The following is a 14,662-nucleotide window of genomic DNA, read 5'->3' on the forward strand; positions in this document are numbered from 1 at the left end:
CCGCATCGCTGCGAGAAACGAGAGCTGAAAATGTAACCGCAATGGTCGCAACGTATCCGCAACGAGCGCAACGAAAAACAAGGACTAAACCACCTTCGCGAACCTTGCGAAACCGCCGCGTTCACCACTCCGCCGCATCGCTGCGAGAAACGAACTGAAAATGTAACCGCAATGGTCGCAACGAATCCGCAACGAGCGCAGCGAAAAAACAGGGATTAAACCACCTTCGCGAACCTTGCAAAACCTTCGCGTTCCCCGCGTTTAATACCTAACCGCAAAGATGCACCAACACCACCGCCGCGTTCACCGCTCCGCCGCATCGCTGCGGGAAAGAAACTGAAAATACAACCGCAATGGGCGCAATGATTCCGCAACGATCGCAATGGAAAAATCCACCGCCGAACATCTTCGCGAACCTTGCGAAACCGCCGCGTTCCCCCCGTTTAATACCCCACTGCAAAGAAAGACCAACCACCACCGCCGCGTTCACCGCTCCGCCGCATCGCCGCGGGAAACAATAGCTTCATTACACAACACCGCAATCCGCATTTCACTCCTATCTTTGAACAATGATGCAACAGGAAACAACTACCGTTAGAAAAGCCACAAAAGCAGAGCTGATCATCATTCATCAGCTGGCACTGGAGATCTGGCCCAGAGCCTTTGAACAGATCCTTAGCAATGTGCAAATGGAATACATGCTTCAAATGATGTATGCCCCTGCTGTACTGGAAAAAGAAATGGAGCGGGGCGTCGAATTCTATATCCTCCGCCATGACGGAACAGATATGGGCTATACGGCCATAGAACAAAAAGAGCCAGGCTCCTGGAAACTCCACAAGATCTACCTCTCCCAAAAACTGCATGGAAAAGGCATCGGTAAATTCCAGCTAAAAAGCATGGAGGATATTGTAAAAGGATACGGCGCAAAAGAACTATGGCTGAACGTAAACCGTCAGAATAAAGCGGTTGACTTTTACAAAAGCCAGGGTTATGAGGTTATCAACACCGAGGATATAGACATTGGCAATGGCTACTTTATGAACGATTACCAGATGCGGAAAAAACTGCAGTAATATGGAATCATTCGTATTACGTATTACCAGGGAGGCTGCAGTGGATGAAGTTTTACCTCGGTGGCTTTCCGTTCCGGAATCTTGCAGCGCAGAGGTAACATGCTCATTTTTTTAATAACGCACATTTTTAACCAACATGGATGTAGAATCTAAACTGGGAGCAGCAGGGGCCCTGGTGATATTCATCCTTCTTTACACAATTATAAAACCCAACTTCCCGGGAGCCGGCGAAACCTATGTGCAGGTAAACGGTCTTCATTTAGCGAAAGATGCCTTCTACAATCCGGGAAGCAGACAATCATTCCCCACCGTTACATTAAAATTTATTGAAAGCCCCCGCAGGTTTATCGTTACTCCAACACAATTAAGATGTGTCAATCACTGGGCTATAACCGGTAATTTTGAAAAGGGAGCCATCGCATCTATTGAAATCACGGAAACGGATTATAAAAATTTTAAAGCGTCTCATTGGTACAGCAATACATCCACCCTTTATGGCTTATCGAAAGACAGTGTGCAGTTTTTATCCGGTTCCTGCAGATACCACAAAGAAGTTGAAGATTCCAACCAGCTAATGGTCACCTGCCTGATCACCGGTCTGGTCATCATCGCCTTGATCGCCTATGTATCCCTGAATGAAAACGGAACGGCCCGTTTGAAGAACTTTCCATTAGACGTCTTCCTTGCTGCAGTCTTTCTCATTACACTTCTTGCCTGTCACTTTTTCTGGTAAAGGTCGGCACTCCATCCAGGACAAAAACAACCGCTCTTCCCTATTGGATAAGGGCAATTTCCAGCAGCCGGTTCCTCTATAAATTAGCCGGCCAAAGTCTTTCGGCGCCCCTGTTTATCACCGGGGACTCCAACTTATTTCGGGGCTCAATACGCTATCCAAAACGGGCAGACCGGGCGCCTGACGTGCCGCATTGTAAAAGAAATCAGCGCCCAATAAGAGCACAAACAACTGATAATCAAACACCAAAAACAAATCCACTGTTTCAACTCCTTGAATCTTCAAATTTTTAAACCGGAAAAGATTTTACATTTTCCAAAAATTCAAGTCCACAGTACTGTTTGCTAAATAGACGCCCTGTATTGCACCTTTCCATTAAAAATTTGTCTAATTTTACAGGCATTCAATTGGATATATTTAAATAACAATACAAGTTTTATAATGAGCAACGCGACTACTTTGTTTGATAAGGTGTGGGATGCCCACGTGGTACGCCATATTGAAGATGGCCCCGATGTACTGTTTATCGATCGTCATTTTATTCATGAAGTAACCAGTCCGGTGGCCTTTCTTGGTCTGGAACAAAGAGGGATTCCGGTAATGTACCCCCAGCGTACATTTGCCACAGCCGATCATAATACGCCGACAATGAACCAGGATCAGCCGGTAAAAGATCCGTTATCGGCAAACCAGCTGGCCGCACTCTCCAGCAATGCTGCCAAGTGGGGTATTTCCCTGTGGGCACTGGGAAGCCCCAAGAACGGGATTGTGCACGTGGTAGGACCTGAAAACGGAATCACCCAGCCGGGCATGACCATTGTTTGCGGCGACTCACATACCTCTACTCACGGAGCCTTTGGAAGTATCGCATTTGGTATCGGAACCTCGGAAGTAGAAATGGTGCTCTCCTCTCAGTGTATTATGCAGCCCAAACCCAAAAAGATGCGCATTACCATCAATGGCAAACTGGGCAAAGGCGTGCTGCCAAAAGACGTGGCCCTCTATATGATTTCGCAAATAACCGCCAGCGGCGCCACCGGTTACTTTGTAGAATATGCCGGTGAAGTATTTGAAAATATGAGCATGGAAGGCCGGATGACCGTTTGCAATATGAGCATCGAAATGGGGGCCCGCGGCGGTATGATTGCCCCGGACCAAACCACTTTTGACTATATCAACGGAAAAGATAAAGCGCCCAAAGGTGCAGACTGGGATACAGCACTCGCCTATTGGAAAACCCTGAAAACTGATGATACAGCAGTGTTTGACCGGGAACTTCATTTTGACGCAGCCAATATCGAACCCCAGATCACTTATGGTACCAACCCCGGGCTGGGAACCGGTATCACCAACCATATACCCAAGGCATCCGAAGTAAAAGACGGGGAAGCTTCCTATAAGAAATCCCTGGCCTATATGGATTTTGCAGAAGGTGACGCCATATTGGGCAAAAAGATCGATTATGTATTCCTGGGCAGCTGTACCAACGGACGCATCGAAGATTTCCGGGCCTTTGCATCCATCGTAAAAGGCAAAAAGAAAGCAGACAATATCACCGCATGGCTGGTGCCTGGTTCGCATATCGTAGAAGCGCAGATCAAAGAAGAAGGCATTCTTGACATATTAAATGAGGCCGGTTTCGAACTGCGCCAGCCCGGCTGTTCCGCCTGTCTGGCAATGAACGAAGATAAGATCCCGGCCGGCAAGTACGCGGTAAGCACCAGCAACCGCAACTTCGAAGGCCGCCAGGGACCCGGCGCCCGCACACTGCTGGCCAGTCCTTTCGTAGCGGCTGCAGTGGCAGTAACCGGTGTGGTAACCGACCCGCGCGAGTTGATGGAGGAAGTGAATGGTTAACAGGCAATGGTCAATAGTTATTATGTACCCAACATCAATACTACTATCAGCTGCGTTGCGTCGCACACTTCAGCTGCACAATAAACGGCAGCATTAAAGGACAGTTCAAAAAAATCAGAAATCTCAAATCAGAAATTCAAAAATGGCATACGATAAATTTACAGTATTAACATCCACAGCAGTTCCCTTACCCATCGAGAATGTGGATACCGACCAAATCATTCCTGCCCGCTTCCTGAAAGCCACGGAACGCAAAGGCTTTGGAGATAACCTGTTTCGCGACTGGCGTTATAATAACGACGATACACCCAAGCAGGACTTTGTTTTAAATAACCCCATTTACTCCGGGAAGATCCTGGTAGGCGGTAAAAACTTCGGCAGTGGCAGCAGCCGCGAGCATGCGGCCTGGGCTATTTACGATTACGGGTTCCGCTGTGTGATCTCCAGCTTTTTTGCAGATATCTTTAAAGGAAACTCCCTGAACATTGGATTATTGCCGGTAACCGTAAGTGAGGCCTTTGTTGATAAAATATTCCGGGCCATTGAAGCCGATCCCAAAACGGAAATCGAGGTAAATCTCCCTGAGCAAACCGTTACCATCCTGGCAACCGGCGACAAAGAAAGCTTCGATATCAATGGCTATAAAAAGCACAATATGATGAACGGCTTCGACGATATCGACTACCTGCAGTCCATGAAAGAAAACATCAGCGCTTTTGCAGATAAAAGCCTTTATTAATAAAGCCTGTTAAAGGCAGTTATAACATCGTGTCATGCTTCGTTAAACGCAGCATGACACGATCATTTAGCACATTCCTCACCGGGCCGGCCATACCAGCGGGCTTACGGGTAACACACCGGAAAAATGAAACAACGATCGATTGAAATAATGGACACAACGCTGCGGGATGGAGAACAAACCAGCGGCGTATCTTTTTCAGCAACGGAAAAATTAACCCTTGCCCAACTGCTTTTAACCGAAGTAAAAGTGGACCGGATCGAGATCGCATCCGCCCGCGTTTCCGAAGGCGAATTCCAGGCGGTAAAACGCATTACCGACTGGGCCAGGGAGAACGGGCACCTGCACAAGATTGAAGTACTGACCTTTGTTGATGGTGATACATCCATCAACTGGGTGGAAAAAGCCGGTGCCACCGTGATGAATATCCTCACCAAGGGTTCCCTGAACCACCTGACCCATCAGCTCAAAAAAACACCGGAGGAGCATTTTAAGGATATTGCAGCCGTTATCAAAAAAGCGCAGAAAAAAGGGATCGACTGTAACGTGTACCTGGAAGACTGGAGCAACGGGATGCGCAACTCTAAAGAATATGTATTTCAGTACCTCGACTTTATTGCCAAACAACCCATCAAACGCGTATTACTGCCCGACACGCTGGGTATTTTAATTCCATCGGAGACCTATGCGTATATCGCGGAGATCACGCAACGCTATCCGCAGCTGCATTTCGACTTTCACGGACATAACGACTATGACCTGGGTGTAGCCAATGCATTGGAAGCTGTAAAAGCAGGCGCCCGGGGCCTGCACCTTACCATTAACGGCATGGGTGAACGGGCAGGGAATACACCGCTGGCCAGCATTGTAGCCGTATTGAACGATTTTCAGAAAGATGTAAAAACCTCCGTAAATGAAAAAGCGCTTTACAAGATCAGTAAACTGGTAGAAGCTTTTTCCGGCTTCCGGGTATCGCCGAATAAACCCGTGGTAGGTGAAAATGTATTTACACAAACAGCCGGCATTCATGCAGACGGCGACAAGAAAAAAAACCTGTATTATAACGACCTGATGCCCGAACGGTTTGGCCGTAAACGGAAATACGCCCTGGGTAAAACTTCCGGCAAAGCCAATATTGAAAACAACCTGCAGCAACTGGGTATACAACTATCAGATGAAGATTTAAAAAAAGTAACCCAGCGTATCATTGAACTGGGTGATAAAAAAGAAACCGTAACGCAGGATGACCTGCCGTTTATTATTTCCGATGTACTCGACAGCAATACGGCAGCAGAAAAAGTACATGTGGAAGACTATGTGCTGACCCATTCAAAGAATATGCGCCCCTCTACTACCGTCCGTATCCGGTTTGAAGACGGCGTTGTTGAAGAGAACGCACAGGGCGACGGGCAGTACGATGCGTTTATGAACGCCCTCCGTAAGATCTATACACAGAAAAAACTGCCGCTGGCAAAACTTACCGATTATATTGTGCGCATCCCCCCGGGTGGAAAATCCGACGCGCTTTGCGAAACTATTATTACCTGGACACATAACGGACGCGAGTTTACTACCACCGGTCTGGATAGCGATCAAACCGTTGCGGCAATAAAAGCTACTCAGAAAATGCTGAACCTGGTATAGGGAATCGCTCCGTAGCCTTCAGCCATCAGCTTTAAGCCTCCAAACTTCAGGGAGAACGGAAGATCTCACATAGTGTATAATACCTTCTTCCTTGCAGTTAAAACCTAACCTGCAAAGACAGAAAGCATAAGGACTCCCCTGCCGGAAATGAGAAAGCCACTCCGGTTACGGAGCAGCCTTACAGGTGTTTCTCTCATATTTTTAATCCCTTTGAAAGAGCGGGTCTGTACTCAGCAATAGTGTATCATAATATCCGCTACCTCCCTGTAGCAGGCTTCCCAGGCAGCTGCCACCTCGTTGTTCCAGTCTTTACCCAGCCCCTGCCGCAGCATCCACAACAGGGCATTCCCCACCAGTACATAATGTTCTTCCTTTACGCCGTACCCTGTATGGCGCTTTGCCAGTGCAGCAAGGTAGCCGGCGATTTCTTCTTTTTTTTCCAGGCGCGCTACCAGTACATTCAGAGACACATTCAACTTGCGGTATTGCCCCTCCATATCTGCAGGAAACAGTTTTCTTAAACCGGGACTGTCTGCAAACAGCTTCCCGTAAAAGGCGTTCCCCACCGCTGTCGGAGCAACAAAACGGAATAATTTCCAGGTTCGCTTAATAAGTATAATTTGTTCCTTTGTCATAAATAGCGGTTGCACCCCACATGATCCTTATTCTAAAATATATGCTAGTCTGTAATCCGGTAGGCTGCTTTTACCGCATCGTAATTTTTAAGATCAATGTTTTTGTGGTAGGCAATTTGGGTACCGGGAATCAATACATATTTAAAGGTATAGGTCGGAATGATGTATTTCGACAGATCCGGAAGATCAGCCGGTACATAACCCGGTAAACCTGCAAAGAAATAATGCAACCGGATACCCCCCACAAAATATTCATAGCATATATTATACGTGTATTTTTCATTAAAGGATTGCATCGTAAACGGAAGACTTGTGCACCGGTAAGGAGTGGTCATTATATAGTTTGAAAAATAAAGCTGTATTGCTCCATGATCGATCAACTCCTGGGTAATCAGCGGCTCTGCAATATCTACATAACGGGTCGTTTTGCCCGTGGCTCCAGCCTGTGATGTAGAAAACCAAAAAGTAGTTGACCACACCCATTGCACATTGGTAATACCCATCGATTTAGCCATTACAGTTGTTCCCCCTCCGGCGTCACCCTTGGGGCCCTTTAAACTGATGGGAGCTATTCCCCAGCCATTGCCCGTTTTCGGGCCATATAAAAATGCCGTTAGGTTGTCGAGATAATAATCGCCCAATGCACCGAGATCAGATGCTGGCGCGCCATTACCAGACAAAATCCGGCTGCCCGCAACGCCCGTTGCACCGGTATTTCCAGTGGCGCCCGTTTTTCCGGTGGCACCGGTAACACCCGTTGCACCAACAGCGCCGGGTATTCCTGTACTCCCCGTAGCGCCCGTGTTACCCGTTGCACCGGTACTGCCGGTGGCACCAATGTTCCCGGTGGCGCCGGTATTACCCGTAGCGCCGTTGCTCCCGGTGGCTCCGGTTGCACCCACAGCACCGGTATAGCCTTTAAGATCAACCGGCGTACCCCAACCCGCCGCTGTTTTGGGACCGTAGAGTTTTGAGCTGCCCATATCCAGGTACATATCGGTTAATGTGCCCAGCGCCGCATCTGGAATACCGGCGCCGCTGTAAAATTTGGAACCATTTGTTCCGGGAATGCCTTGCACGCCCTGTACACCGGTAGCACCTGCAGGGCCCGCCGGGCCTGAAGAACCAACATCGCCCTTTTTACAGCCGGCAGCCACAACAAGCAAGGCAACCACGGCTGTGTACAGCCAACTCCGCATATGTTTTGTTCGGATTTTCATAAAATACTTTTTATTTTTTCAGCTGTAAAAATGAAAAACTCCGGCAGACAGGAAAAATAAAAACCACGCAAGCAGCCCAAACAGGCTTTGAAACGGGTAAGAATGGCAGTGATACGTAATTCCATCTTCCGCCGGCGGAGTTCCCAACACATCCGCAGTAATCACCGCTGGAAAATTCATCTTCATTTTTTTGAAAAAATAAACGGCTATCCAGTATCTTAGGGGGCCGCCTGGACAGCTTTTTAGAAATTCTCTAATGTGCTGCGGCAGCCGGTAGAAATCAAATAAAAAAGACGCATGAAAAAGAATATTCTCATTGTACCCGGAGACGGGATCGGACAGGAAGTAACCGCTGTAGGTAAAAAAGTGCTGGATAAGATCGCTGAAAAATACGGTCATGAATTCACTTATGATGAAGCGCTGATCGGCCATGCAGCCATCGAAGCTACCGGCAACCCGTTACCGGACGAGAGCCTGGAGAAAATGAAAAAATCGGATGCCGTGCTGTTTGGTGCTGTGGGTCATCCTAAATACGATAACGATCCGTCTGCCAAAGTACGCCCCGAACAGGGTTTGCTGAAAATGCGCAAAGAGCTGGGATTGTATGCCAACCTGCGCCCGATCAAACTTTTTGATGAGCTTCTGGGGGCTTCCAGCATTAAACCGGAAATCCTGAAAGGTGCCGATATCCTGTTCTTTCGCGAGCTCACCGGCGATATCTACTTTGGCGAAAAAGGCCGCAAAGACAACGGCGACACCGCTTTTGACGTTGCACAATACAGTCGCTTTGAGGTAGAGCGTATTGCCCGTAAAGCGTTTGAAGCGGCCATGACACGCGGCAAAAAATTGTGCTCGGTAGATAAAGCCAACGTGATTGAAACCAGCCGTCTTTGGCGCGAAGTGGTACAACAGGTAGCTAAAGAATATCCTGAAGTAACCGTAGAGCACCAGTTTGTAGATGCTACAGCGATGTTACTGATCAAAGACCCCAAACGTTTTGACGTGGTGGTTACGGCCAACCTGTTTGGAGACATCCTTACCGATGAAGCCTCTCAGATCGCCGGTTCCATGGGCATGCTGGCCTCTGCTTCTATTGGCGACGGTACCGGGGTTTATGAGCCCATCCATGGTTCTGCCCACGATATCACCGGAAAGGGTGTTGCCAACCCCATGGCTTCTGTATTATCTGCAGCGCTGTTACTGGATATTTCTTTTGGTTTGAAACAGGAAAGCGAGGATGTGATCAATGCCGTAGACCAGGTATTGAAAGCCGGGTTCCGCACCGGGGATATTGCAGATGCTTCCACTCCGAAAGACATGATCCTGGGCACCGATGCCATCGGGGAAGAGATCCTGAAGCGGCTTTAAGCGTTCTTCGGATGCCAAACGATCTATGACCAGTAAGGTTCACATTATAGAAAAGAGCGGGCTGCAGCCCGCTCTTTTTTTTGAGCACCAGGGAACATTCTGATAGCATGGCTGTAAAAATAAATTACCCTTATTCTATGGAAAACAGCTTTTTTTGAAGTAACTTACTGTAACAAAGCCGCTTTTTCAAAAACGGCTTATGCAATGGATTTTGATGAGGACAGGAATTTGTTTCAAAAATAAAACTTGTCGTTATGTTCCAGCATCCGGGGGTTCCCCCTAACAAACAATTCGGAAAGCTCATTTCAATGCCACGGATGAACAACTGCATTCTTTTGAGCGCTGTATTTCTTCTTTTTATTTCCACTTTTTTTACCCGTTGCTCGTCCGGAGCAGAAGGAAAGGGACAAACCGAAAAAACACTACAGGCGGATAAAGATTCCATTATGGCCACCATCGAAAAAGAGACGCGCTCTTTCTTCGCCCGTGACTACGATGGATGGAAGTCTACCTACGCGCACGAAGATTATGCCTTTCAGGCATGGAGCAACCGGGACGGCACGTTTGATGCCAGCGTTGGCTGGCCGGGTATCGACAGTTCTGTAGGCCGGTACATTCACGATAACCCGGAGCCCCAAACCGGCAGCCACCCTATTGTGGAACGAAGACGGATCACATTCAAATTCTATGGCAAGGACGCCTGTTACTTAACATGGGACCAGTACAACAGTAATAAGGATGGCAATTTCAGGCACAGTAAAGAAGTGCGCGTAATGGAAAAACAAAACGGTCAGTGGAAGATCGTTTGTGTTGCCGCCTTCTGGGATTATGTAAATCTTATACAGGCAGACCAGTTAAAAAACATTCAGAGCCTGGATAAGGAGAACCGGGGCACCAATAAGTTATAGGCCGAAAGTAGTAAGAACTTAGACGTGCCTGTATGCGCGTTCCAGGGGTTCGCAGCCACCTTTCCTTCAGCTTCCGGAGCTGCCTGCAGCAGGCGGGCCCGTTCCGGAAGCTGAAAGGATTATTTGTCCATACCGGGCAGTTCCATCCAGCCTTCAGCAGGCATTTTCCGGCATCTACCACATGATCCCGGAACAGGAACAGATTCCGGAACAAGTCCGGGATAATATCTCAGGATGACGGCCGGAGTGATTGTCATCACCTTATCCGCACGTCCGGATGATTTTGCAGCCCGGATCGTTTACGCAGCGAATGTCATGCTGATCCATAACACAGGCAGAAAACGCAGCATAATCCGTCCGCCGGTACCAGGCTTTGTTATTCCGGCACTTTATGAAAAGTGATAGCTACCCGGTTAAGCATATTCATATGTGCAATGGCAAGTCCCAGATCAACCAGGTCTTTATCCTGAAAGTGCTGGCGTGCCTCATTATAAACGGCATCGCTCACTTCCTGTCCGGGCAAAAGCGTTATGGCCTCTGCATAAGCCAGGGCCGCCTTTTCCAACGGGGTAAAGAAAGGCATATATTTCCAGTTTGAAACACCGTTCAGTTTTCGCGGCTCCTCGCCGACCTGAATGGCATCCTTCCAATGCAGGTCTACACAGTAAGGGCATCCGTTTATCTGCGAAACACGTAAATACACCAGGTGTAAAAGAGCGGGAGCCAGCGCTGTTTTGCTCAGGTACCCGTACATGGCCAGCAATGTCCGGTATCCCTCGGGTGCCACTGTCGTATAATTTAAACGCATAGATTCATTTTTGCGCTAAAGTAATCATATTTTAAAGACGGGTGGGCAGCGTTCAACTTTTAACATTGATGCATCAGTATCAAACGGAATCTGGCCTTGAACACTATGGAATTTGAAAATGTGGAAATATGGAAATGTGGAAATGTGAAAATGTGAAAATGACGACCCGGACATATTCGATGATCTTTTTCCCGGTGGAGATTCCACATCAAGCATGAACCGGCATCTAACCAGGAGCAGGCATTCAGCTTTTAGCTTTCAGCCAGGTATCAAGGAGCAATCAGGAACGTTAAACCCGGAACAAGATCCCACGATCCCTCAAGTCTTCCTGTCGCCTTAAACCCACCCTGGGCTGAAGCCTTGAACCTGCCCGTCAGACCCTGGAAAACTGCCCGCTTTCAGCTTTCAGCATTCAATCTTCTTTCTCTTATCCCGATTCGCAAACTCCCTATCTTTGCGCCATGCAAAAAGTAGGTATTCTTGGCGGTGGCCAGTTAGGAAGAATGTTGTTGCAGGCGGCGGCAAACTATCCCGTAGAAACATATGTACTGGAAAATGACGCCCATGCCCCGGCAGCGCATCTCTGCCATCATTTTGTTAAAGGAGATATCAGGGATTATGAAGCTGTTTACAATTTCGGAAAGGGTTTGGATGCCCTCACCATTGAAATCGAAAATGTAAATGTGGAAGCCCTGGAAGCCCTGGAGAAAGAGGGCGTGAAGGTGATCCCGCACCCTTCGGTACTGCGTACGATCCGGAACAAAGCCACGCAAAAAAAATACTATACAGATCACCAGATCCCTACCTCACCCTACCTGCTTACGCACAACATCCAGGAACTGGCAGAACAGCAGGCCTTTTTCCCCGCCGTACATAAAATTGCCGAAGGCGGATACGACGGACGCGGCGTGCAGATCATCAACAACGAGGCCGATGTGCCCAAAGGGTTTGACGCCCTCTCCGTGCTGGAAAAACTGGTGGATGTGGAAAAAGAGATCGCCATGATGATCGCTGTGGGGCAGTCGGGTGAAATAGCGATTTACCCTGCGGTGCAGATGGTGTTTGACAAGACCCTGAACCTGCTCGATTTTCAATTATGCCCGGCTGAAATTGAAGAAAAAACCTATTGGAAAGCAGAGGCCATTGCCCTCACTACCGTAAAGAATTTCAATTCCCCCGGCATTTTCGCGGTAGAGCTGTTTGTAACACCGGGCGGAGAAGTGCTGGTAAATGAAACGGCACCGCGCGTACACAACAGCGGGCATCATACGATAGAAGCGCATTACAGCTCACAGTTTGATATGGTTTGGCGGATCCTGCTCAACTATCCGCTGGGCAGCACCGATGCCGTGCTTCCTTCTGTAATGCTCAATATCATCGGCAAAGAAGGATATTCCGGCGATGCGGTTTATGAAGGGCTGGACGAAATGCTGAAAATTGAAAACGCTTTTTTTCACCTGTATGGTAAACGGCAAACCAAACCCGGACGTAAAATGGGCCATGTAACCATCATCAGTAATGAACGGGCAGATCTCTTACATCAGGCCAACAAGATCAAGCACGGGCTTTCGGTAATTGCCAGGGACTAAATTTCCCGGATGGTTTTGTGTAAAAAGCCGGCGCATAGCATCTTTACAGAAATACTTTTTCAATATAAAAACATAGATAATGAAACGGTGCCTGGCATTTTTAATCAACGTAATCATTGGAACAACACCCTTGTTTGCACAATCCCCCGCCCACCGGGATTCATCGGCCAATCAACCGCTTTTTATTGTTGACTCGACAATTGTCGAAAACATGAGCAATCTAAGGCCCGAGGACATTGAATCCATCACGGTATTAAAAGGACAGGATGCCATCAGCACTGCCGCCCGTTTTGGCAAAGATGCTGCCGGTGGTTTGGTCCTCATCACCACGAAAGATCCCCGGCGCTATCTTCCCGTAGTAAACATCCTGTTACTCCGCCAAATAACACTCACTCCCCATACCCTGGTGATGGTGGATAACAAACTGATCGAAGACCCTATACACTACCGGTTAGATACCTCAAAACCGGTACAGGTCTATATAGAAGACATCAACCGTTTCGGCTACATCGACACCTTGTATAAGCAATTGAAAATTGTAAGAATCGTTACAAATCCGGCGGCCAATATCCGAACCACGCTTCAAGGCCGGCTTCGCAGGGATGCACCTCCTGAGGAAGAAAACAAGCCGGTTATCTATATCCGCGGCACTGACCCGCAGAAAATCCCTGTTAAATAACAAGATCCGTTTCAACAGTTGTGCATACACCTGGTAAAAACATAAGCCACTGCGTCGCCTTCCGGATCTTAGTCTTTTACAGCGTTTTTTATAACAGTTATGCCTTATTTCCATTCGGGATCCTCAGATATTGTACGCATCTTTGCAACAGCCGGAGATGCATACAACTGCGGCATCGATACATGCAGTGCTTATAACAACAGGAAGGCATGAAACCAATTGAACTGATCCATAAGATACAGGCGTTTGAGCCGCGTGCTCAAAAACGGGTGCTGAAGCGGAATGCATTGCTGCTTCCTAAAAACAACTGCGATACCCATATTTATTTTGTAGAAAGCGGAACCATCCGCATGTTTACAGAAGACGGGGATGCAGAACAAAACATCCGCTTTGGATACCAGGGGGATATTGTGGTATTTATGGATGCTTTTTTTTCCGGGAAGCCGACGGCATACAGCATGCAGGCCCTGAAGAAAACAACCCTTACGGTGCTCACAAAAGCCGCATTGCAACAATTTCTGGAACAGGACCCTGCCCATCTCCGCATCTGGCTCGGAATGCTGGAAGAGCTCGTACTACAACTCCTGGAACGGGAGAAAGACATTCTTACAATTACACCAACAGAACGCTACCAACGGCTGTTGCAGCGCAGCCCGCGGCTCTTCCAGGAGATCTCTAACCGGCATATCGCCAATTACCTGCGTATGAGCCCGGAAACGCTTTCACGCCTCAAAAAACATTGATATTTATCAATACTTTTTTATTTCCGCCGGCAGAACTTTGTAAAAAAAAGATGACCATTCAATCCCAACCTCTGCTGGATGCTTTAACCGGGCTTTCTAAAGAGCATATCCGCTTTGCCGAAACCCTGCACACATTACCCGATACCACGCTTACCAGGAGACCGGCTTCCGGAGGCTGGAATGCGCTGGAATGCATCGAACACCTGAACCGGTACAGTGCCTATTACCTGGATGCCATTCAAACCTGCATCCGGAATGCCCGGTCCAAACCGTCGGCTGCTTACAAACCAGGGCGGTTGGGTAATTATTTTTCAAAAGTCATTCACCCCGATACTTCCGTAAAAACCATGAAGACCCCCAGGCCTATGAATACACAGGATGCATCACTGGACCGTTCTGTACTTACCACATTCATCCATAACCAGCAACAGCTGACCGAACTGCTGAAAAAGGCGCAGCAGGTAGATCTGGGAAAAGAAAAAACCGGAACCAGTCTTTCTAAACTGATCCGTTTAAAGCTGGGCGACACCCTGCGCTTTGTTGTTTATCACAATGAGCGGCATGCCCGTCAGGCCAAAAAGGCGCTGGCCGGCACCTGAAGGGTTGGTGTAGTTTATTAAACCAGGAGGTCTTATTTCCCGCAGATTTTCGCTGATCTTTTCG

General features: G+C 48.0%; 14 protein-coding genes. 11 read left to right on the forward strand and 3 right to left on the reverse strand.

Annotated features, from left to right (window positions below; genetic code table 11):
* Positions 1-569 precede the first annotated feature (569 nt).
* The 5 genes from Q1V85_RS04565 (at position 570) to Q1V85_RS04585 (ending at position 6,049) form a co-directional block, all read left to right on the forward strand.
* The gene (locus tag Q1V85_RS04565) at positions 570-1,076 is read left to right on the forward strand and encodes a GNAT family N-acetyltransferase (protein ID WP_300597913.1); all 507 of its coding nucleotides are present in this window, start codon (positions 570-572) and stop codon (positions 1,074-1,076) included.
* Positions 1,077-1,212: 136 nt separating this feature from the next.
* Positions 1,213-1,809, forward strand: coding sequence for a hypothetical protein (locus Q1V85_RS04570; protein ID WP_300597915.1), 597 nt, complete (start codon positions 1,213-1,215; stop codon positions 1,807-1,809).
* Positions 1,810-2,250: 441 nt separating this feature from the next.
* Positions 2,251-3,666, forward strand: coding sequence for a 3-isopropylmalate dehydratase large subunit (gene leuC / locus Q1V85_RS04575; RefSeq protein ID WP_300597917.1), 1,416 nt, complete (start codon positions 2,251-2,253; stop codon positions 3,664-3,666).
* A gap of 142 nt (positions 3,667-3,808) precedes the next feature.
* Positions 3,809-4,405, forward strand: a complete 597-nt coding sequence (gene leuD / locus Q1V85_RS04580; RefSeq protein WP_300597919.1) for a 3-isopropylmalate dehydratase small subunit — start codon at positions 3,809-3,811, stop codon at positions 4,403-4,405.
* Between the two features lie 126 nt (positions 4,406-4,531).
* On the forward strand, positions 4,532-6,049 hold the full coding sequence (locus tag Q1V85_RS04585) for an alpha-isopropylmalate synthase regulatory domain-containing protein (protein ID WP_300597921.1): 1,518 nt from the start codon (positions 4,532-4,534) through the stop codon (positions 6,047-6,049).
* Between the two features lie 230 nt (positions 6,050-6,279).
* Here Q1V85_RS04585 and Q1V85_RS04590 read toward each other — a convergent pair whose 3' ends face one another.
* Complete coding sequence (locus Q1V85_RS04590; protein WP_300597923.1) at positions 6,280-6,684, reverse strand: globin domain-containing protein; 405 nt, start codon at positions 6,682-6,684, stop codon at positions 6,280-6,282.
* A 44-nt stretch (positions 6,685-6,728) separates the two neighbouring features.
* Complete coding sequence (locus Q1V85_RS04595) at positions 6,729-7,904, reverse strand: hypothetical protein (protein ID WP_300597925.1); 1,176 nt, start codon at positions 7,902-7,904, stop codon at positions 6,729-6,731.
* Positions 7,905-8,201: 297 nt separating this feature from the next.
* Here Q1V85_RS04595 and leuB point away from each other — a divergent pair, with 297 nt between their 5' ends.
* Both leuB and Q1V85_RS04605 read left to right on the forward strand, forming a co-directional pair.
* Positions 8,202-9,272, forward strand: coding sequence for a 3-isopropylmalate dehydrogenase (gene leuB / locus Q1V85_RS04600; RefSeq protein ID WP_300597927.1), 1,071 nt, complete (start codon positions 8,202-8,204; stop codon positions 9,270-9,272).
* A 254-nt stretch (positions 9,273-9,526) separates the two neighbouring features.
* Positions 9,527-10,180 (forward strand): hypothetical protein, encoded by a 654-nt coding sequence (locus tag Q1V85_RS04605; protein WP_300597929.1) that lies wholly within the window; start codon positions 9,527-9,529, stop codon positions 10,178-10,180.
* Positions 10,181-10,556: 376 nt separating this feature from the next.
* On the opposite strand, the gene Q1V85_RS04610 is transcribed toward Q1V85_RS04605, so the two are convergent.
* Positions 10,557-10,988, reverse strand: a complete 432-nt coding sequence (locus Q1V85_RS04610; protein ID WP_300597931.1) for a carboxymuconolactone decarboxylase family protein — start codon at positions 10,986-10,988, stop codon at positions 10,557-10,559.
* Between the two features lie 461 nt (positions 10,989-11,449).
* Between Q1V85_RS04610 and Q1V85_RS04615 the strand changes: the two genes are divergently transcribed.
* The 4 genes from Q1V85_RS04615 (at position 11,450) to Q1V85_RS04630 (ending at position 14,598) form a co-directional block, all read left to right on the forward strand.
* Positions 11,450-12,577, forward strand: a complete 1,128-nt coding sequence (locus tag Q1V85_RS04615) for a 5-(carboxyamino)imidazole ribonucleotide synthase (protein WP_300597933.1) — start codon at positions 11,450-11,452, stop codon at positions 12,575-12,577.
* A gap of 79 nt (positions 12,578-12,656) precedes the next feature.
* Positions 12,657-13,256, forward strand: a complete 600-nt coding sequence (locus Q1V85_RS04620) for a hypothetical protein (protein WP_300597935.1) — start codon at positions 12,657-12,659, stop codon at positions 13,254-13,256.
* A 209-nt stretch (positions 13,257-13,465) separates the two neighbouring features.
* On the forward strand, positions 13,466-13,999 hold the full coding sequence (locus Q1V85_RS04625) for a Crp/Fnr family transcriptional regulator (RefSeq protein WP_300597937.1): 534 nt from the start codon (positions 13,466-13,468) through the stop codon (positions 13,997-13,999).
* A 50-nt stretch (positions 14,000-14,049) separates the two neighbouring features.
* On the forward strand, positions 14,050-14,598 hold the full coding sequence (locus Q1V85_RS04630; protein WP_300597939.1) for a DinB family protein: 549 nt from the start codon (positions 14,050-14,052) through the stop codon (positions 14,596-14,598).
* Positions 14,599-14,662 lie beyond the last annotated feature (64 nt).

It is taken from the genome of Niabella sp., from assembly GCF_030150205.1.
Taxonomy (GTDB): domain Bacteria; phylum Bacteroidota; class Bacteroidia; order Chitinophagales; family Chitinophagaceae; genus Niabella.

Excerpts from the sequence above, each read along its gene's own strand:
- Q1V85_RS04570 (WP_300597915.1), top strand. The coding sequence starts at position 1,213 with ATGGATGTAGAATCTAAACTGGGAGCAGCAGGGGCCCTGGTGATATTC.
- Q1V85_RS04620 (WP_300597935.1), top strand. The coding sequence starts at position 12,657 with ATGAAACGGTGCCTGGCATTTTTAATCAACGTAATCATTGGAACAACA.
- Q1V85_RS04630 (WP_300597939.1), top strand. The coding sequence starts at position 14,050 with ATGACCATTCAATCCCAACCTCTGCTGGATGCTTTAACCGGGCTTTCT.
- Q1V85_RS04585 (WP_300597921.1), top strand. The coding sequence starts at position 4,532 with ATGAAACAACGATCGATTGAAATAATGGACACAACGCTGCGGGATGGA.
- Q1V85_RS04610 (WP_300597931.1), bottom strand. The coding sequence starts at position 10,988 with ATGCGTTTAAATTATACGACAGTGGCACCCGAGGGATACCGGACATTG.
- Q1V85_RS04615 (WP_300597933.1), top strand. The coding sequence starts at position 11,450 with ATGCAAAAAGTAGGTATTCTTGGCGGTGGCCAGTTAGGAAGAATGTTG.
- Q1V85_RS04590 (WP_300597923.1), bottom strand. The coding sequence starts at position 6,684 with ATGACAAAGGAACAAATTATACTTATTAAGCGAACCTGGAAATTATTC.
- Q1V85_RS04625 (WP_300597937.1), top strand. The coding sequence starts at position 13,466 with ATGAAACCAATTGAACTGATCCATAAGATACAGGCGTTTGAGCCGCGT.
- Q1V85_RS04595 (WP_300597925.1), bottom strand. The coding sequence starts at position 7,904 with ATGAAAATCCGAACAAAACATATGCGGAGTTGGCTGTACACAGCCGTG.
- leuB (WP_300597927.1), top strand. The coding sequence starts at position 8,202 with ATGAAAAAGAATATTCTCATTGTACCCGGAGACGGGATCGGACAGGAA.
- leuD (WP_300597919.1), top strand. The coding sequence starts at position 3,809 with ATGGCATACGATAAATTTACAGTATTAACATCCACAGCAGTTCCCTTA.
- Q1V85_RS04605 (WP_300597929.1), top strand. The coding sequence starts at position 9,527 with ATGTTCCAGCATCCGGGGGTTCCCCCTAACAAACAATTCGGAAAGCTC.
- Q1V85_RS04565 (WP_300597913.1), top strand. The coding sequence starts at position 570 with ATGATGCAACAGGAAACAACTACCGTTAGAAAAGCCACAAAAGCAGAG.
- leuC (WP_300597917.1), top strand. The coding sequence starts at position 2,251 with ATGAGCAACGCGACTACTTTGTTTGATAAGGTGTGGGATGCCCACGTG.